Annotated in this window: 1 protein-coding gene (running past one end of the window); it reads left to right on the forward strand. The window is 74.4% G+C overall.

The window, feature by feature from the left end:
* On the forward strand, positions 1 to 24,387 hold the 5' portion of the coding sequence (locus tag WH07_RS19020) for a type I polyketide synthase (protein WP_046501326.1). The gene runs 4,302 nt beyond the window's last position; only the first 24,387 of its 28,689 coding nucleotides appear in the window; the start codon lies at positions 1 to 3; the stop codon falls past the right edge of the window.

The raw sequence follows: 24,387 nt of genomic DNA on the forward strand, positions 1-24,387 counted from the left end.
ATGGACAACGAACAGAAGCTCCGGGACTACCTCAAGCTTGCGACCGCCGATCTCCGAAGGACGCGGCAGCGGGTCACCGAACTGGAGACGGCCGCTCTGGAGCCGATCGCCATCATCGGGATGACCTGCCGCTACCCCGGCGGTGTCAGCAGCCCGGAGGACCTGTGGCGCATGGTCGAGGCCGGCGGGAACGGCATCTCTGCGTTCCCCACCGACCGGGGCTGGGACACCGAGGCACTGGCCGGCTCGGCGACCGCCTCCGGCGGATTCCTGCATGACGCGCCCGACTTCGACGCCGAATTCTTCGGCATCTCGCCGCGCGAGGCCGTGGCCATGGACCCGCAGCAGCGGATCGTCCTCGAATCGGCCTGGGAGGCCTTCGAGCGCGCCGGGATCGACCCGGCCTCGGTCAAGGGCAGCCAGACCGGTGTCTTCATGGGCGCCATGGCCCAGGACTACCGGGTCGGGCCCGCCGACGGCGCCGAGGGATTCCAGCTCACCGGCAACACCGGCAGCGTCCTGTCCGGACGTATCTCCTACACCTTCGGTACGGTCGGACCCGCCGTCACCGTCGACACCGCCTGCTCGTCCTCCCTGGTGGCCGTCCATCTCGCCACCCAGGCGCTGCGCTCCGGCGAATGCTCCCTGGCACTCGCCGGCGGTGTCACCGTGATGTCGAGTCCCGGGACCTTCATCGAGATGGGCCGTCAGGGCGGACTCTCCGCCGACGGGCGCTGCCGCTCCTTCGGCGACTCCGCCGACGGCACCGGCTGGGCCGAGGGCGTCGGCGTCCTCGTACTCGAACGGCTCTCGGACGCCCGGCGCAACGGGCACGAGATCCTCGCCGTCGTACGCGGCAGCGCCGTCAACCAGGACGGTGCCTCCAACGGCCTGACCGCCCCCAACGGCCCCTCCCAGCAGGACGTCATCCACCAGGCCCTGATCAACTCGCGCCTCTCGCCGGGGCAGATCGACGCGGTCGAGGCCCATGGCACCGGCACCACCCTCGGCGACCCCGTCGAGGCGCAGGCGCTGCTCGCGACCTACGGCCAGGGCCGCGACCGGGACCGCCCGCTGCTGCTGGGCTCCGTCAAGTCGAACATCAGCCACACCCAGGCCGCCGCCGGGGTCGCCGGTGTGATCAAGATGGTCATGGCGATGCGGCACGGAGTGCTGCCCAGGACCCTGCTCGCCGACGAGCCCTCCTCGCATGTCGACTGGGACCAGGGCGCGGTCCGTCTCCTCGGCGAGAACACCGCCTGGCCCGAGACGGGAGAGCCCCGGCGGGCCGCCGTCTCCTCCTTCGGCATCAGCGGCACCAACGCGCACACCATCATCGAAGAGGCGCCGCCCGCCCCCGAGAGCACCGACGAGGGCGAACAGCCGGCGGAGCCGCCGTACACCGCAGAGCCCGGCACCGTACCCCTGCTGCTCTCGGGCCGGACCAGGGACGCGCTGCGCGCCCAGGCCGCCGCGCTGCTGGCGGCGCTGGAGGCCGACCCCGCGACCGGTGTCCTCGACACCGCCCACTCGCTGGCCACCACCCGGGCCGGCTTCGAACACCGCGCGGTGCTCCTCGCCGACGACCGGCCCACCGCGCTCGCCGGACTGACCGCGCTCGCCGAGGACCGCGTCCCGGCCGGCCTTGTCCAGGGCACCGCCCGGGGCGACGGCAAACTGGCGTTCCTCTTCACCGGCCAGGGCTCCCAGCGCCTCGGCATGGGCCGTGAACTCCACGCCCGCTTCCCGGTGTTCGCCCAAGCCCTGGACGAGGTGCTCGACGCGCTCGACCCGCTGCTCGACCGGCCGCTGCGCGAGGTCCTGTGGGGCGAGGACGCCGACGCGCTGAACCGTACGGAGTACGCGCAGCCCGCGCTCTTCGCCGTCGAGACCGCCCTCTACCGCCTTGTCGAGTCCTGGGGCCTCAAGCCCGACTACCTCACCGGCCACTCGGTCGGCGAGATCACCGCCGCCCATGTAGCCGGAGTCCTCTCGCTCGCCGACGCCGCCGCGCTCGTCGCCGCCCGCGGCCGGCTGATGGGGGCACTGCCCGCGGGCGGCGCCATGATCGCCGTACAGGCAACCGAGGACGAGGTCGCGCCGCTGCTCGCCGGACACGAGGACACCGTGTCCGTCGCCGCTGTCAACGGCCCCTCCGCGCTCGTCCTCGCCGGCGAGGAGGACGCCGTCACCGGGATCGCGGCACGGCTGGCGGAGGACGGCCGCAGGACCAGGCGGCTCCGTGTCTCGCACGCCTTCCACTCCCCGCTCATGGAGCCGGTGCTCGACGAGTTCCGCGCCGTCGTCGCGGGCCTGACCCTCCAGGCCCCGCTTCTGCCGTTCGTCTCCAATGTCACCGGCGAGCCCGCGACGGTCGCCCAGGTCACCTCCGCCGACTACTGGGCGGACCATGTCCGCAGGGCCGTACGGTACGCGGACGGCGTCGCCTGGCTGCTCGGCCACGGAGTCACCGACTTCCTCGAACTCGGCCCCGACGGCGTGCTCTCCGCGATGACCCAGGAGTGCGTCGAGGCCGCGGACACCGCCGGGGACCCGGTCGTGCTTCCCGCGCTGCGCGCCGGCCGCCGCGAGATCCACACCCTCACCGCGGCCCTGGCCGGACTCCAGGTGCGCGGGGCCGCCGTCCGCTGGGACGCGTACTTCGCCGCCACCGGAGCGCGCCGTACCGACCTCCCCACCTACGCCTTCCAACGCCGCAGGTACTGGCCCAAGGGCGTCCAGGGCCACACCGCCGACCTGCGGGCCGCGGGGCTCGGCGCCGCCCGCCACCCGCTGCTCTCCGCCGCCGTGTCCCTCGCCGGCTCCGAGGGCGTCCTGCTCACCGGCCGGCTCTCGCTCCAGTCCCACCCCTGGCTCGCCGACCACGCCGTGCGCGGCACCACCCTGCTTCCCGGCACCGCCTTCCTCGAACTCGCCGTGCGCGCCGGGGACGAGGTCGGCTGCGACCGCGTCGAGGAACTCACCCTGGCCGCCCCGCTGGTCCTCCCCGAGCACGGCGGCGTGCAGGTCCAGCTCTGGGCGGGCGCCCCCGACGACTCCGGACGCCGTACCGTCCATGTCCACTCCCGCCCCGACAACGGCGACGACACCGCCGCATGGACCCCGCACGCCACCGGTGTGCTCGCGCTCAGTGAGGGGGGCACCGGCTTCGACGCCTCCGTGTGGCCCCCGGCCGGAGCCGAACCGGTCGACACCGACGGGCTGTACGAGCGGCTCGCCGACGACGGATTCGCGTACGGCCCGGTCTTCCGCGGTCTGCGCTCCGTCTGGCGGCGCGACGGCGAGGTGTACGCCGAGGTCGCCCTGCCCGAGGGCGGCGAGGCCGACGCCGAGGCCTTCGGGCTGCACCCCGCGCTGCTCGACGCGGCCCTGCACGCCTCGTCCTTCATAGAACTCGGCGCGGAGAGCCGGGGCGGGCTGCCCTTCTCCTGGGAGGGCGTCTCGCTGTACGCGACGGGCGCCACCGCGCTACGGGTACGGCTCGCCCCGGTCGCCGAGGACGCGGTCTCCCTCACCGTGGCCGACGCCGCGGGCGAGCCCGTCGTCTCCGTGGACTCGCTGGTGCTGCGCCCGGTCGCGGGACAGCCGCTCGGGGACGCCGCCCGGGACGCGCTCTTCGCGCTGGACTGGGTGGCACCGAGGACCACCGCGCCCGCGCCCGCGTCCATCGCCCTCGTGGGCCCCGACGCGTTCGGACTCGCCGCGGACCCGGCACTCGCGGAGGCCGGTAACCACCCGGACCTGGCGGCACTGGCCGCGCTGACCGCGGTCCCCCAAACCGTACTGATGACCCTCACCGGTGAGCCCGGCGCCGCCGAGGCCCACACCCTGACGGCGGACGCCCTGGCGGCGGCGCGGACCTGGCTCGCCGAGGAGCGGTTCGCCGGATCCCGGCTGGTGTTCGTGACCCGCGGCGCGGTCGGCGGGCACGACCCGGCGGCGGCCGCCGTCTGGGGCCTGGTGCGCTCCGCGCAGTCCGAACACCCTGGCGCCTTCCGGCTCCTGGACCTGGACCCCGAGGGACCGGTCGCGCTGCCGCCGACGGCCCTCGGTTCTGACGAACCCCAACTGATCGTCCGCGGCGATGAGATCCGCGCCGGACGCCTGGTCCGCGCAGTGCCCGGCGACACCCCGGCCGCCCCCGTCTGGGACGGCGACGGCCGGGTCCTGATCACCGGCGGTACGGGCGGTCTGGGCGCGGTCTTCGCCCGGCATCTCGTCGCCGGGCATGGCGTACGGAAGCTCCTGCTGGTCAGCCGCCGCGGACCCGCCGCCGAGGGCGCCGGTGAACTCGTCGCCGAACTCACCGCCCAGGGCGCCGACGTGGCCGTCGCCGCCTGCGACGCGGCGGACCGCGAAGCCCTGGCGGACCTGCTCGCCGGGCACACCGTCTCCGCCGTCGTGCACACCGCGGGCGTCCTGGACGACGGAGTGATCGGCTCGCTCACCCCAGAGCGGCTGGACACCGTGCTGCGCCCGAAAGCCGACGCGGCCTGGCATCTGCATGAACTGACCCGCGACCTCGGCCTGACCGCCTTTGTCCTCTTCTCCTCCCTCGCCGGAGTCCTCGGCAGCGCGGGACAGGGCAACTACGCGGCCGGCAACGCCTTCCTGGACGCCCTGGCCGAGCGCCGCCGGGCCGAGGGGCTGCCCGGCACCTCGCTGGCCTGGGGCCCCTGGGACCGTACCGGCGGAATGACCGGCACCCTTGCCGACTCCGAGGCCGAGCGGCTGGCCCGCTCCGGGGTCCCGCCGCTGTCCGTGGAGCAGGGCACGGCGCTGTTCGACGCGGCGCTGGCGACCGGTGAGGCCGCGCTCGTCCCCGTACGGCTCGATCTGCCGGCCCTGCGCGCCGCGGGCGAAGTCCCGTCGGTGCTGCGGTCGTTGATCCGTACCCGCTCCCGCAGGGCCGCGGTCTCCGGCTCCGCCACCGCGGGCGGTCTGGTCCAGCGGCTCGGCCGGCTCGACGAGATCGACCGCGCCGATCTGCTGCTCGACCTGGTCCGCGGACAGGTCGCCCTCGTCCTCGGCCACGCCGGCGGCGAGGACATCGACGCGGGCCGCGCCTTCCGCGAGCTGGGCTTCGACTCCCTCACGGCGGTCGAGCTGCGCAACCGGCTCACCACCGTGACCGGACTCCGGCTGCCCGCCACCCTGGTCTTCGACTACCCGACCGTACGGCACCTCGCCACCTACATCCTGGACGAACTGCTCGGCGCGGACAGCGCGTTGGCCGCCCCCGAGCCGGCGCGCACCGCCGCCGTGGCCGACGACCCGATCGTGGTCGTGGGCATGGCGTGCCGCTATCCGGGCGGGGTGGAGTCGCCGGAGGACCTGTGGCGGCTGGTCACCGAGGGTACGGACGCGATCTCCGGCTTCCCCGCCAACCGCGGCTGGGACCTGGACTCCCTCTACCACCCGGACCCGGACCACTCCGGTACGGCGTACACCCGCTCCGGCGGATTCCTGCACGAGGCGGGCGAGTTCGACCCCGAGTTCTTCGGGATGAGCCCGCGCGAGGCACTGGCGACGGACTCGCAGCAGCGGCTGCTGCTGGAGGCCTCCTGGGAGGCCGTCGAGCGGGCCGGTGTGGACCCGCTGTCGCTGCGCGGCAGCGCGACGGGCGTGTTCGCCGGGGTGATGTACAGCGACTACAGCGCGGTCCTCGCGAGCCCCGAGTTCGAGGGCTTCCAGGGCAGCGGCAGCTCACCGAGCCTGGCCTCCGGCCGGGTCTCGTACACCCTGGGCCTGGAAGGCCCGGCCGTGACCGTCGACACGGCGTGCTCCTCGTCGCTCGTCGCCATGCACTGGGCGATGCAGGCGCTGCGCAGCGGTGAATGCTCGCTGGCACTGGCCGGCGGAGTGACCGTCATGTCGACACCGTCGGTGTTCGTGGACTTCTCCCGACAGCGCGGGCTCTCGCCCGACGGCCGCTGCAAGGCGTTCTCCGACGCGGCCGACGGGGTCGGCTGGGCCGAGGGCGTCGGCATGCTCGTCCTGGAGCGGCTCTCGGACGCCCGGCGCAACGGGCACGAGATCCTGGCCGTCGTACGCGGCAGCGCCGTCAACCAGGACGGCGCCTCCAACGGTCTGACCGCCCCCAACGGCCCCTCCCAGCAGCGGGTCATCCGGCAGGCTCTCGCGGCCGGCGGGCTGACGCCGGAGGATGTCGACGCGGTCGAGGCCCATGGCACGGGCACCACCCTCGGCGACCCGATCGAGGCACAGGCCCTGCTCGCCGCGTACGGGCGTGACCGCGATCCGGAGCGGCCACTGCTGCTCGGCTCGGTCAAGTCCAACATCGGGCACACCCAGGCGGCGGCCGGTGTCGCGGGCGTCATCAAGATGATCATGGCGATGCGGTACGGCACGCTGCCCCGGACCCTCCACGCCGATACGCCCTCCTCACACGTCGACTGGTCCGAGGGCGCGGTGGAACTGCTGACGGAGCAGACACCCTGGCCCGAGACCGGCCGCCCGCGCCGGGCCGGGATCTCCTCCTTCGGCATCAGCGGCACCAATGTGCACACCATCATCGAGCAGGCCCCGGCGATCTCGCGGGCAAAGACCCCCGTGCCCGCCGGACCGTGCCCCGCCGCCGTCCCGTGGCTGATCTCCGGCCGTACCCGGGACGCCCTGCGCGGGCAGGCGGCCCGGCTGCTCTCGTACGTACGGGAGCGCCCCGGACTCGACCTGACGGACGGCGCCTTCTCGCTCGCCACCACCCGCTCGCACTTCGACCAGCGCGCCGTCGTCGTCGCCACCGACCGCGACACCCTGCTCAGGTCACTGGCCGCGCTGGCCACCGACCGCCCCGACGCCGCGCTCGTCGAGGGCGAGGCGGCCCGGCGCGGCAGGACGGCGTTCCTGTTCACCGGCCAGGGCAGCCAGCGGCCCGCCATGGGCCGCGAACTGTACGAGCGCCACCCGGTGTTCGCCGAGGCTCTCGACGAGATCACCGCCGTACTCGATCCGCTGCTGGACCGCCCGCTGCGCGAGGTGCTGTTCGCCGTTCCGGACACCGCCGAGGCGGCGCTGCTCGACGAGACCGGCTGGACCCAGCCCGCCCTGTTCGCGGTCGAGGTCGCGCTGTTCCGGCTCGTACGGTCCTGGGGTGTCAGGCCGGACTATGTGGCGGGCCACTCGATCGGTGAACTCGCCGCCGCCCATTGCTCGGGCGTGCTGTCGCTCGCCGACGCCTGCGCCCTGGTCGCGGCCCGCGCCAGGCTGATGCAGGCCCTGCCCTCCGGCGGCGCGATGGTCGCCGTACAGGCGGGCGAGGAGGAGATCACCCCGCTGCTGTCCGGACTGTCCGAGCGGGTGTCGGTCGCCGCCGTCAACGGCCCGGAGTCCGTCGTCCTCTCCGGGGACGAGGACGCCGTCCTGGAGATCGCCGCCTCCTTCGAGGCCCAGGGGCGCAAGACCAAGCGCCTGCGGGTGAGCCATGCCTTCCACTCGCCGCGCATGGCCGGGATGCTCGACGCGTTCCGTGCCGTCGCCGCGGGACTCGGCTACTCCGCGCCAGAGATCCCGCTGATCTCGAATCTGACCGGCACCCCCGCCACCGCCGAGCAGGTCGGCTCCCCGGAGTACTGGACCGCCCATGTCCGGGAAGCGGTCCGCTTCGCCGACTGCGTGAGGACCCTGCGCGAGGCGGGCGTGACCACCTTCCTGGAGCTGGGCCCCGGCGGGGCGCTCTCCGCGATGGCACGGGACACCCTGGGCGACTCCGACGACGCGGCGCTCGTCCCGCTGCTCCGGGCCGACCGTACGGAGGAAGTCGCCGTCACCACCGCGCTGGCCCTGCTCCAGACGCACGGCGTCGCATCGGACTGGCGGGCCTACTTCGCGGACAGCGACGCCCGGCGGGTGGACCTGCCGACCTACGCCTTCCAGCACGGGTTCTACTGGCCGCAGCTCACCCGGCCGGGCCTCGCCGAGAGCCCGGCGGACCCCGGGGACCAGCGCCTCTGGGCCGCCGTGGAGCGCGGCGACGCCGACGAACTCGCCACGATCCTCGGCCTCGGCGAGCAGGAGCACGACTCGCTCGGCTCCCTGCTGCCCGCACTGACCTCCTGGCGGCGCGGCGCGAAGGAGAAGACCCTCCTCGACTCCCTGCGCTACCGCACCGAATGGACCGCGCTGCGCAGGCCCGCCGCCCCCGTCCTGGACGGCACCTGGCTCCTCGTCACCACCGACGCCGTCGACCGGACCCTCTGCGACGACCTGGCCGGCGCGCTCGGCGCGCACGGCGCCCGCGTACGCCAGCTGGTCCTCGACGCCTCCTGCGCCGACCGGGCCGTCCTCGCCGAACGGCTGCTCGCCGTCGAGGAGTACGACGGCACGGCCGGTGTGCTGTCCGTACTGCCGCTCGACGAGCGGCCGAGCGCCGCGCACCCGCCGCTCACCGACGGTCTCGCCCTGACGGTCGCCCTCGTCCAGGCACTGGGCGACACCTCCGCGCGGGGACGCCTCTGGACCGCCACCCGGGGTGCCGTGTCCACCGGGCCCGGCGACCCGCTCACCCACCCCGCCCAGGCCACCGCCTGGGGCCTCGGCAGGACCGTCGCGCTGGAATACCCCCGGCTGTGGGGCGGCCTGGTCGACCTGCCGGAGACCTTCGACCAGCAGGCCGCACAGCGCCTGGCCGGACTGCTCGCCACCAAGGACGCCCCCGACGGCGAGGACCAGGTGGCGCTGCGCGCGTCGGGTGTCAGCGGCCGCAGGCTCGTCCGGCACGCGGTCGAAGAGCTGCCCGCCGCCCGTGAGTTCACCGCACGCGGCACCGTACTCGTCACCGGCGGCACCGGCGGCCTCGGCGCCGAGGTGGGCCGCTGGCTGGCCCGATCCGGCGCCGAGCACCTCGTACTGACCAGCAGGCGCGGCCCGGACGCGCCCGGCGCGGCGGAACTCCGCGCCGAACTGGAGGAACTGGGCGCCCGCGTCACCATCACCGCCTGCGACGCCGCCGACCGCGACGCGCTCGCCGCCGTACTCGCCGCCGTCCCCGACGGACTCCCGCTCACCGGAGTGGTGCACACCGCGGGCGTCGGACAGTACGGGCCGCTGGCCGACACGGGACTCGCCGAATTCGCGGATCTCACCTCGGCGAAGCTCGCCGGGGCCGTCCATCTCGACGCCCTCCTCGGCGACCGGGACCTCGACCTGTTCGTACTCTTCGGCTCCATCGCCGGAGTCTGGGGCAGCGGCGGCCAGAGCGCCTACGGAGCGGCCAACGCCTATCTCGACGCCCTCGCCGAACACCGCCGCGCCCGCGGTCTCACCGCCACCTCGGTCGCCTGGGGCCCCTGGGCCGAAGCCGGCATGGCCGCCGACGAGTCCGTCTCCGCCACCTTCAGGCGCCAGGGCCTCGGCTTCCTGGAGCCCGGCCCCGCCCTCACCGAACTGCGCCGTGCCGTCCTGGCCCAGGACACCACCGTCACGGTCGCCGACATCGACTGGGACCGCTACGCCCCGGTCTTCACCTCCGCCCGCCCCAGCGCCCTGCTCGCCGGCCTGCCCGAGGTACGGGCACTGGCCGAGGCCGCCGGGGAGCAGGCCGCCGACACCGGCGGCGCCTCGGAGTTCGCGACCCGCGTACGTGCCCTGGCCGAGCCGGAGCAGACCCGCCTCCTCACCGATCTCGTACGGTCCGAGGCCGCGGCCGTCCTCGGACACAGCTCCGCCGACGGTGTCCCGGAGGCCCGTGCCTTCCGCGACATCGGCTTCGACTCGCTCACCGCCGTCGAACTGCGCAAGCGCCTGGCCGGAATCACCGGTCTCACCCTGCCCAGCACCATGGTCTTCGACTACCCGACCCCCGTGGAGCTGGCCCACTATCTGCGGGCCGAGATCCTCGGCGCCGTCCTGGAGGTGGCGGGCCCCGTCGCCACCGGCGCCGCCGACGACGAACCCATCGCCATCATCGGCATGAGCTGCCGCTTCCCCGGCGGGGCGGGCTCGCCCGAGCAGCTCTGGGACCTGGTCGTGCGGGGCGCCGACGCGGTCAGCGAGTTCCCGGTCAACCGCGGCTGGGACGCCGAGGCGCTCTTCGACCCGGACCCGGACCGGCAGGGCCGTACGTACTCGACGCGCGGCGGATTCCTGCACGAGGCCGACGCGTTCGACCCCGCCTTCTTCGGGATCTCCCCGCGCGAGGCCCTGGTGATGGACCCCCAGCAGCGGCTGCTGCTGGAGACCACCTGGGAGACCTTCGAGCGCGCCGGAATCGACCCGGCGGCCGTTCGGGGCAGCCTCACCGGCACCTTCATCGGCTCCAGCTACCAGGAGTACGGGCTCGGCGCGGGCGACGGCGCCGAGGGCCACATGGTCACCGGCAGCAGCCCCAGCGTCCTGTCGGGCCGGCTCTCCTATGTCTTCGGACTGGAGGGCCCGGCCGTCACCGTCGACACGGCCTGCTCGTCGTCGCTGGTCGCCCTGCACCTCGCCTGCCAGTCCCTGCGCAACGGCGAGTCCACGATGGCCGTCGCGGGCGGCGCCACGATCATGACGACCCCCGCGCCCTTCGTCGCCTTCAGCAGGCAGCGGGCCCTCGCTCAGGACGGCCGCTGCAAGGCCTTCTCCGACGACGCGGACGGCATGACCCTCGCCGAGGGCGTCGGCATCCTGCTGGTCGAGCGGCTCTCCGACGCCCGGCGCAACGGACACCCGGTCCTCGCGGTGATCCGCGGCTCGGCGATCAACCAGGACGGCGCGTCCAACGGGCTGACCGCCCCCAACGGCCCGTCCCAGCAGCGGGTCATCCGCCAGGCCCTCGCCAACGCCGGACTGTCCCCCGACGAGGTGGACGCCCTGGAGGCGCACGGCACCGGCACCCCCCTCGGCGACCCCATCGAGGCCCAGGCGCTGATGGCCACCTACGGCAGGGAGCGCGACCCCGAGCACGCCCTGCTGCTCGGCTCGGTCAAGTCGAACATCGGGCACGCCCAGTCCGCCGCGGGTGTCGCCAGCGTGATCAAGATGGTGATGGCGCTGCGGAACGGTGTTCTGCCGAGGACGCTGCATGCGGAGGTTCCGTCGTCGCATGTGGACTGGTCGTCGGGTGCGGTGCGGCTGCTGTCGGAGGCGGTGGAGTGGCCGGACACGGGCCGTCCGCGCAGGTGCGCGGTCTCCTCCTTCGGTATCAGCGGTACGAACGCCCACACCCTGCTCGAACAGGCCCCGGAGGACGAGGAGCCGGCCGAGTCCACGCCCGCCGTCGAGCCGGTGCCGGTGGCGGGCGGCGCGCTGCCCTGGGTCGTATCGGGCCGGACCGGTGCGGCGCTGCGCGAACAGGCCGCGCGGCTCCTCTCGTACCTCGAGACCCAGGACCCCGGACCGAGGCCGCTCGACGTCGCCCACACGCTGGTCGCGTCGCGCGCCGCCTTCGAGCACCGCGCGGTCCTCGTCCCCGCCGGGGACCAGGACCATGTGGAGGCGCTGCGCGCGATCGCGACGGACGGGCCGTCGGCCGCGGTCGCCCGGGGCGTCGCCGATGTCGAGGGCAAGACGGTGTTCGTCTTCCCCGGGCAGGGTTCGCAGTGGGCGGGCATGGGCGCCCAACTCCTCGATGAATCACCGGCCTTCGCCGGGCGCATCGCCGAATGCGCGGCGGCTTTGAGCGAGTTCGTCGACTGGTCGCTGGTGGATGTGCTGCGTGGGGCCGAGGGTGCTCCGACGCTGGAGCGGGTGGATGTGGTGCAGCCGGCGTCGTTCGCGGTGATGGTGTCGCTCGCGGCGGTGTGGCGCTCGTACGGTGTCGAACCCGCGGCGGTCGTCGCTCACTCCCAGGGTGAGATCGCCGCCGCCGTGGTGTCCGGGGCGCTCTCGCTCCAGGACGGTGCGCGGGTGGTGGCGCTGCGGAGCCAGGCGATCGGGCGGCGGCTGGCGGGGCGTGGCGGGATGATGTCGGTGCCGCTTCCGGTGGCCGAGGTCGAGGGCAGGCTGGAGGCCTGGCCGGACCGGATCTCGATCGCCGCTGTGAACGGCCCGCGCTCCGTGGTCGTGTCGGGTGAACCGGAGGCGCTGGACGAGCTGTTCGCGGAGCTGACCGCTGAGGACGTACGGGTCCGGCGGATCGCGGTGGACTACGCGTCGCACTCGGCGCAGGTCGAGGATCTGCGGGACGAACTCCTCGATGTACTGGAGCCGGTACGTCCTCGCGCGTCCGAGGTGCCGTTCTTCTCCACCATGACCGGTGGGTGGCTGGACACCGAGGAGATGGACGCGGGCTACTGGTTCCGCAATCTGCGGCAGCGTGTCCTCTTCGCCGACGCCGTCCGTGAGCTGCTGGGCGCGGGACACCGTACGTTCGTCGAGGTCAGCTCGCACCCCGTACTGGCCATGTCCGTACAGGACATGATCGACGAGACCGGTGAACCGGGTGTCGTCGGCGGGACGCTGCGCCGTGACCACGGCGGTTTCGCGCGCTTCCTGCTCTCGGCCGCCGAGCTGTATGTCCGCGGGGCCGGGTTCGACTGGAGCCTGCTCCTCGCGGACACCGGCGCACAGCGGGTGGATCTGCCCACCTATGCCTTCCAGCGCGAGCAGCTCTGGGCCGTACCGCCGGAGCCCGAGCGGGCGCTCGCCTCGGACCCCGCCGACGAGGAGTTCTGGGCGGCGGTCGAGCAGGAGGACGTCTCCGCGCTGACCTCGGCGCTCGGCGCGGACGAGGGTTCGGTGGCGGCCGTGCTGCCCGCGCTGTCGTCGTGGCGCAGGTCGCGCAAGGACCGTACGACCGTCGACTCCTGGCGCTACCGGGAGTCCTGGAACCCGGTGACCAGCCTGCCGCGCGCCCAATTGACCGGCACCTGGCTGGTGGTGTCCGCCGAGGGCACCGACGACAGCGAGACCGTGGCCGCGCTGAGCGGCCGGGGCGCGGAGGTACGGCGGCTGGTCCTGGACGAGCCGTGCGCGGACCGCGAGATCCTCGCCGGGCGTCTGGCCGGGCTGGAGGAGATCGCCGGGATCAGCGGGATCGCCTCGACGCTCGCCGCCGCCGAAGAGCCGGGCGCCCTGCACCCCGGTCTGTCCCTCGGGCTGGCCCTGACCGTCTCGCTGGTGCAGGCGCTGGGCGATGCCGAAGTGGACGCGCCGCTCTGGTTCCTGACCCGGGGCGCCGTCTCCACCGGCCGCTCCGACGAGCTCACCTCGCCGGTTCAGGCCCAGGTGGCGGGGGTGGGCTGGACGGCCGCGCTGGAACACCCGCAGCGCTGGGGCGGTGTCGTCGATCTGCCGCCCGCGCTGGACGACCGGGCCGCGGACCGGCTCGTATCCGTACTGGCCGGAGCCCTGGGCGAGGAGGACCAGCTCGCCATCCGGTCCTCCGGTGTGTTCACCCGCCGTATCGTCCGCGCCGCCGCCGGCGAGCGGGCGCCCGCCCGCGACTGGCAGCCGCGCGGCACCACCCTGATCACCGGCGGCTCCGGAACCCTCGCCCCGCACCTCGCGCGCTGGCTCGCCGCGCAGGGCGCCGGACATCTCGTACTGACCAGCCGCCGCGGCATGGACGCCCCGGGCGCGGCCGAACTCGTCGCGGAACTCGCCGAGTCGGGCACCGAAGCCACCGTCGCCGCCTGCGATGTGACCGACCGGGACGCGGTCGCCGCACTGCTGGCGGACCTCAGGGCCGAAGGCCGTACGGTACGGACCGTCGTCCACACCGCCGCGCTGATCGAGCTGTACCCGCTGGCCGAGACCACTCTCGACGCCTTCGCCCGGGTCATGCACGCCAAGGTGGCGGGCGCCCAGGTGCTGCACGAACTCCTCGACGACGAGGAGCTGGACGACCTCGTGCTCTACTCGTCGACGGCCGGCATGTGGGGCACCGGCGCGCACGCCGCCTATGTGGCGGGCAACGCCTATCTCGCCGCGCTGGCCGCCCACCGCCGCGCCCGCGGGCTGCGCGCCCTGTCGCTCTCCTGGGGCATCTGGGCCGACGACCTCAAGCTCGGCCGTGTCGATCCGCAGTCGATCCGGCGCAGCGGCCTGGAGTTCATGGACCCGCAGCTCGCCCTCAGCGGGCTCAAGCGCGCCCTGGACGACGACGAGACCGTGCTCGCGGTCGCCGACATCGACTGGGACACCTACTACCCCGTCTACACCTCCGGCCGCCCCACCACGCTCTTCACCGAGGTGCCCGAGGTGCGGCGGATCACCGAGGCCGCGGAGCGGTCCACCGGCACGGCCGCGGAAGGGGAGTTCGTGGCGCGGCTGCGCGGGCTCTCCGGCGCCGAGCAGGAGCGGCTCCTGCTGGAGACGGTCCGCACGGAGGCCATGGCCGTCCTGGGCCTCTCGTCCGCCGACGCCCTGCCGGACCAGCGCGCGTTCCGCGACGTCGGCTTCGACTCGCTCACCGCGGTCGGGCTGCGCAACCGTCTGGCGTCCGTGACCGGGCTGACCCTGCCCACCACCATGGTGTTCGACCACCCCAGCCCCGCCGCGCTGGCCGCCTTCCTCGGCTCCGAGATCGCGGGCGCCGGGACGGCCGCCGGGGACTCGGGCGCGACCGCCTCGCTCTCCGCGGCCGACGACGACCCCATCGCCGTCATCGGCATGAGCTGCCGCTACCCGGGCGGTGTCACCTCCTCCGCGGAGCTGTGGCGGCTGGTCAGGGAGGGCGGCGACGCCATCTCCGGCTTCCCCGCCGACCGCGGCTGGGACGCCGAGAAGCTGTACGACCCGGACCCCGACCGGCAGGGCAAGACCTACTCCGTGCAGGGCGGATTCCTGCGCGACGTCGCCGACTTCGACCCCGGCTTCTTCGGGATCTCGCCGCGCGAAGCGGTCTCCATGGACCCGCAGCAGCGGCTTCTCCTGGAGACAGCCTGGGAGGCCTTCGAGCACGCCGGGATCGATCCGCTGGCCCAGCGCGGCAGCATGACCGGCACCTTCGTCGGCGCCAGCTACCAGGACTACGCCTCGGCCGTGCCCAACACCGCCGAGGGCTCCGAGGGCCACGCCATCACCGGCACTCTCTCCAGCGTCCTGTCCGGCCGGGTCTCGTACCTCTTCGGCTTCGAGGGTCCGGCGGTCACCCTGGACACCGCCTGCTCCTCCTCGCTCGTCGCGATGCATCTCGCCTGCCAGTCACTGCGCGACGGCGAGAGCTCCCTCGCGCTGGCCGGCGGCGTGAGCATCATGTCCACCCCGCTGTCCTTCGTCGGCTTCAGCCGGCAGCGGGCCCTCGCCACCGACGGGCGCTGCAAGGCGTACGCCGACTCCGCCGACGGCATGACCCTCGCCGAGGGCGTCGGTCTCGTCCTGCTGGAGCGCCTCTCCGACGCCCGCCGCAACGGACACCAGGTGCTGGCCGTGGTGCGCGGCAGCGCCGTCAACCAGGACGGCGCCTCCAACGGGCTCACCGCCCCCAACGGCCCCTCCCAGCAGCGGGTCATCCGCCAGGCCCTCGCCAACGCCGGACTGCGGCCCGCCGAGGTCGATGTGATCGAGGGCCACGGCACCGGCACCGCGCTGGGCGACCCCATCGAGGCGCAGGCCCTGCTCACCACCTACGGTCAGGACAGGGACCCGGAGCGCCCGCTGCTCCTCGGCTCGGTCAAGTCCAACATCGGCCACACCCAGATGGCCTCCGGTGCCGCCAGTGTGATCAAGATGGTGATGGCGCTCCAGGAGGGCGTCGTACCGAAGTCCCTCCACATCGACACCCCGTCCTCGCACGCCGACTGGTCGTCGGGCGCCATCGGCCTGCTGACCGAGGAGACCGCCTGGCCGGAGACCGGACGTCCCCGCCGCGGCGCCATCTCCTCGTTCGGTCTCAGCGGCACCAACGCGCACGCCATCCTGGAGCAGGCGCCGGCCCCCGATCCCGCGCCCGCCGAAGCACCCGGCCCCGAAGCGGTGCCGGGCGCCGTACCCGTACTGGTCTCGGCCCGGAGCGAAGCGGCGCTGCGCGCCCAGGCGGGCCGGCTGCTGGCCCTGGTGGAGGAGCGGCCGGGCACCCGGCTCGTCGACCTCGCCCACTCCCTGGCCACTTCACGGGCGAGCCTGGACCACCGGGCCGCCGTCGTGGCGGAGGAGCGCGACGAACTGCTGCGCGGACTGCTGGCACTGCGCGACGGACTGCCGGGACCCGGAGTGGTCCAGGGCGGTACGGGCCGTGGCCGTACGGCGTTCCTGTTCACCGGCCAGGGCAGCCAGCGCCCCGGCATGGGACGCGAACTGTACGACCGGTTCCCCGTGTTCGCCGACGCGCTCGACGCCGTACTGGCCCATGTGGACGGCGAGCTGGACCGCCCGCTGCGCGAGATCATGTTCGCCGCCGAGGGCTCGCCCGAGGCCGCGCTGCTGGACCGGACCGGGTACGCCCAGCCCGCGCTGTTCGCCATCGAGGTCGCGCTGTTCCGCCTCGCCGAGTCCTGGGGCCTCACCCCCGACTATCTCGCCGGGCACTCCATCGGCGAACTCGCCGCCGCCCACGCCGCGGGCGTGCTCTCCCTGGCCGACGCCTGCACGCTGGTGGCCGCGCGCGGCCGGCTGATGCAGGCGCTGCCCGAGGGCGGCGCGATGATCGCGGTCCAGGCCACCGAGGAGGAGGTCCTGCCGCTGCTCGCGGAGGCCGCGGGCCAGGTCTCGGTCGCGGCCGTCAACGGGCCCGCCTCGGTGGTCGTCGCGGGTGCCGAGGACCCCGTCCTGGACATCGCAGCGGCCCTCGGGGCCGAGGGCCGCAAGACCAAGCGGCTACGGGTCTCGCACGCCTTCCACTCGCCGCTGATGGACGCCATGCTCGACGACTTCGCGCAGGTCGCGCGGAGCGTCACCTACCATCCGCCGGTCATCCCGTTCGTGTCGAACGTGACGGGGGCGCTCGCCGCCGCCGACCAGGTGTGCACGCCCGAGTACTGGGTCCGCCACGTCCGTACGGCCGTACGCTTCGGCGACGGGATCGCCTGGCTGTCGGAGCGCGGCGGCGTACGGACCTTCCTGGAACTCGGCCCCGACGGTGTGCTCAGCGGCATGGCCCGCGAGAGCCTGCCCGACGACTCCCGCACCGCCCTGCTGCCGCTGCTGCGGGCCGGCCGCCCCGAGGTGCGTGCCCTCACCACCGCGCTGGCGGGCGCCCAGGTCAACGGTGTGGACATCGACTGGCGCGCCTTCTTCGCGGACAGCGGAGCGCGCCGGGTCGAACTGCCGACGTACGCCTTCCAGCGCGAGCGCTACTGGCCCGAGGCCGCGGCCGATGACACCACCGGCCCCGGGACCGGCGCGAACGCGCTGGACGCCGAGTTCTGGTCGGCGGTGGAACGCGACGACGTGACCGAACTGGCCGCCACGCTCGGTCTGGACGACACCACGGTCACCGCGATGGTCCCCGCCCTCACCGCCTGGCGCCGCCGCCGCGGCGAGCAGTCCGCCGTGGACGGCTGGCGCTACCGGGTCACCTGGAAACCGAGGTCCGGCTCGACCGCGCCCGCCGTACTGTCCGGCCGCTGGCTGGTCCTGGCCCCGGCGCGTACGGAGGACGCCGCGTGGGCCGCCGAGGTCGTCGCCGCGCTCGGTACGGAGACCGTCCTCGTCGAGGTCACCGGCACCGACGACCGGGCCGCGCTCGCCGCGCGACTGGCCGGACTGCGGGGCGAGGGAGCCGAGTTCGCGGGCGCCCTGTCCCTGCTGGCCCTTGTCGGCCACGACGGCGCCGCCCACCCCGAGGTGCCCGCCGCCCTGACCCTGACGGCCCTCGGCGCCCAGGCCCTCGGCGACGCCGGGATCGACGCGCCGCTGTGGAGCGTCACCCGGGGCGCGGTGTCCGTCGGCCGCTCCGAGCATGTGATCAGCCTCGACCAGGCCGCCGTCTGGGGACTCGGCCGTACGGTCGCCCTGGAGCGGCCCGGCCGCTGGGGCGGCTCCGTCGATCTGCCCGAGCGGCTCGACACCCAGGCCGCCCGCCGGTTCAGGAGCGTCCTGGCCGGAACCGACGGCGAGAACGAGACCGCCGTACGCGCCTCCGGCGTCTTCGTACGGCGCCTCGTCCACAGCCCCGCGCCCGACCGCTCGCCGGCCGGACCCGCGGGCGGGCGGCGCCCGTTCGGCCCCGGGGGAACCGTCCTGATCACCGGCGGTCTCGGCGGTCTCGGCGGGCATGTCGCCCGGCGGCTCGCCCACGACGGCGCCGGCCATCTGCTGCTCGCGGGACGGCGCGGCGAGGCCGCCCCCGGCGCCCCGGAACTCCGCGCCGAACTGGAGGAACTGGGCGCCCGCGTCACCGTGGCCGCCTGCGATGTCGCGGACCGCGACGCCCTGGCCGCCCTGCTCGCCTCCGTCCCCGACGACGCCCCGCTCACCGCCGTGATCCACACGGCCGGAGTCGTCGAGGACACCACCGTGGACGCGCTGACCCCGGACGCCTTCACCGCCGTACTCCGCTCCAAGGTCGTCGCGGCCCGCCACCTCCATGAGCTGACCGCCGACCTGGATCTCGCGGCGTTCGTCCTCTTCTCCTCCACCGCCGGGGTCATCGGCGCGGCGGGCCAGGGCAACTACGCCGCCGCCAACGCCTATCTGGACGCCCTCGCCGAGTACCGGCGCGCCCACGGCCTCACCGCGCTCTCCCTCGCCTGGGGCCCCTGGGCCGGATCCGGCATGGTCGCGGGCACCGCCGAGATCGAGAGCCGGGTACGGCGCGGCGGATTCGAACCCCTCGCGCCCGAACCCGCCGTACGCGCGCTGCTCCTGGCGGTCGAGCACGACGACACGGCCCTTGCCGTCGCCGACATCGACTGGAGCCGGTTCGCCCGCGCGTTCGCCGCGACCGGGCCGCTGCCGCTCGTCGCCGATCTGCCCGAGGTACGGAGGGCCGCCGCGCCCGCCGACGGCACCGCCGCCGGGGAGACCGAGCTGCGGCAGCGGCTCGCCGCGCTGCCCGAGGCCGAGCGCGCCGGACATGTGCTCGATCTGCTGCGTACCCAGGTGGCCGCCGTCCTCGGCCACTCCGACGCACGGGCCGTCGACGACGACCGGGCCTTCCGCGATCTGGGCTTCGACTCGCTGACCACCCTCGAACTCCGCAACGGACTCGCCGCGTCGACCGGGCTGAGCCTGCCCGCTTCCCTCGTCTACGACCTGCCCACCCCGCGCGAACTCGCGGACCATCTGCTCGCCGAACTGCTCGGCTCGCTGCCCGACACCACCGCGCCCGCTACGGCGGGCACGTCCCGGTCCCGGGCGGGCCATGACGACGACCCGATCGCCGTCGTCGGCATGGCCTGCCGCTTCCCCGGCGGCGCCGACTCGCCCGAGGAGCTGTGGCGACTGCTCGACGAGGGCAGGGACGGCATCACCGCCTTCCCGGCCGACCGCGGCTGGGACATCGAGGCTCTCGGCGCGGGCGCCTCGGACACCCTCGAAGGCGGATTCCTCACCGGGGTCGCCGACTTCGACGCCCGCTTCTTCGGGATCTCCCCGCGCGAGGCCCTCGCGATGGACCCGCAGCAGCGCCTTCTCCTGGAGACCACCTGGGAGGCGCTGGAGCGGGCCGGGATCGATCCCTCCGCGCTGCGCGGCTCCGCCACCGGCGTCTTCGTCGGCACCAACGGCCAGGACTATGTGGACGTCCTGCGCCGCTCCGCCTCGGACGTACGGGGCTACGCGGCCACCGGCAACACCGCCAGTGTCATGTCGGGCCGGCTCTCCTACGCGCTCGGCCTGGAGGGCCCGGCCGTCACCGTCGACACCGCGTGCTCGTCCTCACTGGTCGCCATGGACTGGGCCGGCAAGGCGCTGAGCGCGGGGGAGTGCTCGCTGGTGATCGCGGGCGGAGTGTCCGTGATGTCAAGCCCCGACTCCTTCGTCGAGTTCTCCACCCAGGGCGGTCTCGCCCCCGACGGACGGTGCAAGGCGTTCTCCGACAGCGCCGACGGCACCGCCTGGTCCGAGGGCGTCGGCATCCTGGTGCTGGAGCGGCTCTCCGACGCCGTACGGAACGGGCACGAGGTCCATGGCATCATCCGCTCCACCGCCGTCAACCAGGACGGCGCGTCCAACGGGCTCACCGCCCCCAACGGCCCGTCCCAGCAGCGGGTCATCCGCCAGGCCCTCGCCGACGCCGGACTGAACCCCGCCGACATCGATGCCGTCGAGGCGCACGGCACCGGCACCACCCTCGGCGACCCGATCGAGGCACAGGCCCTGCTCAGCACCTATGGCCGCGACCGGGAACATCCGCTGCTGCTCGGCACGGTCAAGTCGAACATCGGACACACCCAGGCCGCCGCCGGCTTCGCGGGCGTCATCAAGATGCTGCTCGCCATGCGGCACGGCACCCTGCCCAAGTCCCTGCACATCGGCACGCCTTCGGCGCATGTCGACTGGTCCTCCGGGGCCGTGTCGCTGCTGCGGGAGGCGCAGGAGTGGCCGGAGACCGGCCGCCCGCGCCGGGCCGGGGTCTCGGCCTTCGGCGTCAGCGGTACGAACGCGCATGTCATCGTCGAGCAGGCACCGGCCCCCGAAACGGCCCCCGAAACGGCCCCCGAGCGGACCGCGACCCCCGGCACCGCCCCGGCGGTTGTGCCCTGGATCGTCTCCGGCCGTACCCGGGAGGCGCTCCAGGCGCAGATCGACCGGCTCGTCTCCTTCGCCGCCCGTCACCCCGGACTGTCCCCCCTGGACATCGGCCGCTCCCTCGCCACCGACCGTACGGTCTTCCCGCACCGCGCGGTCCTGCTCGCCGGCGCCGATGGCGTACGGGAGAGCGCGCGCGGAGCGGCGGGGCGCGCGCCCGGCAGGTCCGCGTTCCTCTTCTCCGGCCAGGGCAGCCAGCGCGGCGCGATGGGCCGGGAGCTGTACGACAGGTTCCCGGTCTTCGCGGAGGCGCTGGACGCGGTCCTGGCGCATCTCGACACCGAGCTGGAATTCCCGCTGCGTGAAGTGCTGTTCGCCGATCCCGGCACCTTCGAGGCGGAACTGCTCGACGAGACCGGCTGGACCCAGCCCGCGCTCTTCGCCGTCGAGGTGGCGCTCTTCCGGCTCGCCGAATCGTGGGGCCTGACCCCGGACTTCGTGGCCGGGCACTCCATCGGGGAGATCACCGCGGCCCATGTGGCGGGCGTGTTCTCGCTGGCGGACGCCTGCCGTCTGGTGGCCGCGCGGGCCTCCCTGATGCAGGCACTTCCGCAGGGCGGCGCGATGGTCGCCGTCCAGGCCACCGAGGACGAGATCGTTCCGCTGCTCGGCGAGAACGTGTCGATCGCGGCGCTCAACGGCCCCGAGGCGCTGGTCGTCGCCGGAGCGGAGGACGCCGTCCTGGAGATCGCCGGGCGCCTTGCCGCCGACGGCCGCAGGACCAGGAGGCTGCGGGTCTCGCACGCCTTCCACTCCCCGCTGATGGACCCGATGCTCGCGGAGTTCGCCCGGGTCACCGAGACCCTCACGTACCACGAGCCCCTGCTCCCGGTGGTGTCCAACCTCACCGGTGAGCTGGCCACCGCGGACGAACTGCGCTCGCCCGCCTACTGGGTACGGCATGTCCGTGAGGCCGTACGGTTCGCCGACGGGGTACGGACCCTGCGCGACGCGGGAGTCACGGCCTTCGTGGAGCTGGGGCCCGACGGAGTGCTCTGCGCCATGGCCGGGCAGAGCCTGGACGGAGCCGGTCCGGCGCCCGTGCTGGTGCCGCTGCTGCGTGCGCGCCGCAGCGAGGAAGAGGCCGTGGTCGCGGCTCTCGCCACCCTGCACACGCATGGTGCGGGACCACGCTGGTCCGCGTTCTTCGAGGACACCGGCGCGCGCCGGGTCGAGCTGCCGACGTACGCGTTCCAGCGCGAGCGGTACTGGCCGGAGGCCGCCGTGCCGCCGGCCGGCGCGGGCGGTGCCGAAGGCGGCGCGCCGGACCCGGTGGACACCGAGTTCTGGTCGGCGGTGGAGCGCGAGGACCTGGAGGCGCTGGCCGCCTCGCTGGACCTGGACGGCGAGACCGTGACCACGATGGTGCCCGCGCTCTCCGCGTGGCGCCGCCGCAGGAACGAGCGGACCGCCGGGGCGAACTGGCGCTACCACGAGGGCTGGACCGAGCTGCCGGAGCTGCCCGGACCGCCCGCCGCCGGACCCCTGGGTGCCTGGCTGGTGCTCGTACCGGCCGGTGCGCGGGACGAGTGGACGGCCGCCGCCGTCGAGGCGCTGGGCCCGGATGCCCTACGGGTGGACGTGGACCTCACCGCCGACGGCGACGCGGCCCTGCGGGAGCGGCTGGCGTCGGCTGCCTCGGCGGCGGTCACGGAGGCGGGCATGGAGCCGGTCACGGAGTCGGCCTACAAGGCGGCCTCCGAGACGGTTTCCGAGCGCGCGGACGGAACCGGTTTCGCCGGGGTCGTCTCGCTGCTCGCCGCCGGAGCGGACGGCCTGCCGGCCGGCCCGGCAACGCCCGCCGCGCTGCTGTCGGCCCTCGACGGGGCGGGCATCGGCGTGCCGCTGTGGTGCGTTACCCGGGGAGCCGTCTCCGTGACCCCGTCCGAGCCGGCGCTCAACCCCGCACAGGCCACCGTCTGGGGCCGGGGCCGGGTCACCGCGCTCGAACACCCGGACCGCTGGGGCGGACTGATCGACCTTCCGGAGTCGCTGGACGAGCAGGCGAGGGCCGCCTTCGCCGCCGCGCTGGCGGGACGGGACGGCGAGGACCAGATCGCGGTCCGAGCCACCGGGGCCTTCGGCCGGCGCCTGGTCCGTACCGCACCGCCGCAAGCACCCGAAGCGCCAGTGACATCCAGCCCATCCGGGGCACCCGAAACATCCGCCGAGGACGGCTTCTGGCGACCCTCCGGTACGGTGCTCGTCGTCGGCGGCACGGGGACCATGGGCGCCCGGGCCGCCCGCAGGCTGGCCCGTGACGGCGCCCGGCATCTCGTACTGACCGGCCGTCACCCGTCCGACCTCGCCGGATCCGAGGCGCTCGAAGCCGAGCTGAAGCAGCTCGGCGCCACGGCCGCCCTCGCCGTCTGCGACCCGGCCGACCGGGACGCCCTGACCGCGCTGCTCGCCACCGTCCCCGAGGACGCGCCGCTCACGGCCGTGATCCACACCGAGGAGCCGGAGGACGATTCCGAGGCCGCGCTCGCCTCGGCACTGGCCGGAGTGGTCCAGCTCGGCGCGGTCCTCGGCGACCGGCCGCTGGACGCCTTCGTCCTGTTCGGCTCGATCGCCGGAGTCTGGGGCGTACGGGGCCGGGACACCGAGGCCGCGCTCGGCGCCTTCCTGGACGCCTTCGCCCGGCAGCGCCGCGCACGGGGCGCCACCGCCCTCTCGGTCGCCTGGGGCGCCTGGACGGACGCCGTCGACCACTCCATGGCCGCGCATCTGCGGATGAACGGGCTGCCCGTCATGGACACCGACACGGCGCTCACCGCGCTCGGCCGGGCCGTCGCAGACGGCGGGGCCGCGGTCACCCTGGCCGATGTGCGCTGGGAGACCTTCGCACCCGCCTTCACCGAGGCCCGTCGCAGCCCGCTGTTCGCGGACCTGCCCGAGGCCCGTACCGCCATCGAGGAGGCGGCCCGCGACCGGGCCGAGGAACTGTCCGGCTCCGGGGCCGGTGCGTACCGGCAGTGGCTGCTCGGCCTGCCCGCGACCGAGCGCGCCGACGCGCTGCTCACCCTGGTCACCGAGAAGGCCGCCGTCGTCCTGGGCCACCCGGACACCGCCGCGGTCGAGTCCGATCTGCCCTTCCGTGACCTCGGCTTCGACTCGCTGACCGCCGTCGACCTTCGCAACCAGCTCAAGGAGGCGACCGGGCTCAGCCTGCCCGCGACCCTCGTCTTCGACCACCCCACGCCCGCCGAACTCGCGGCGGAACTGCGGGCATCGCTGCTCGGCGAGACCGCCACCGTCGCACCCGTCGCGGCTCCGGTCCGGACGGACGACGACCCGGTCGTCATCGTCGGCATGGCCTGCCGCTACCCGGGCGGTGTCGGTTCCCCCGAGGACCTGTGGCGGCTCGTCACCGAAGGCACCGACGCCGTCGGCGACTTCCCCACCGACCGCGGCTGGGACCTCGACACCCTGCTCGGCGGCCCGCCCGAGGGCGGACGCGGGCGCAGCGCCACCGGCCGGGGCGGATTCCTCTACGACGCGGCCGACTTCGACCCGGGCCTGTTCGGTATCTCGCCGCGCGAGGCGATCGTGATGGACCCGCAGCAGCGCATCGTCCTGGAAGCCGCCTGGGAGGCGCTGGAACGCGCGGGTATCGACGCGGCGACCCTGCGGGGCAGCACCACCGGCGTCTATGTCGGCGGCGGCAGCGGCGACTACCGGCCGCCCGCCGAGGCGGGCCAGTGGGAGACCGCGCAGTCGGCGAGCCTCCTGTCCGGCCGGCTCGCGTACTCCTTCGGCCTCCAGGGCCCCACGGTCTCCGTGGACACCGCG

This window comes from Streptomyces odonnellii (assembly GCF_000981895.1).
GTDB classification, from domain to species: Bacteria; Actinomycetota; Actinomycetes; order Streptomycetales; family Streptomycetaceae; genus Streptomyces; species Streptomyces odonnellii.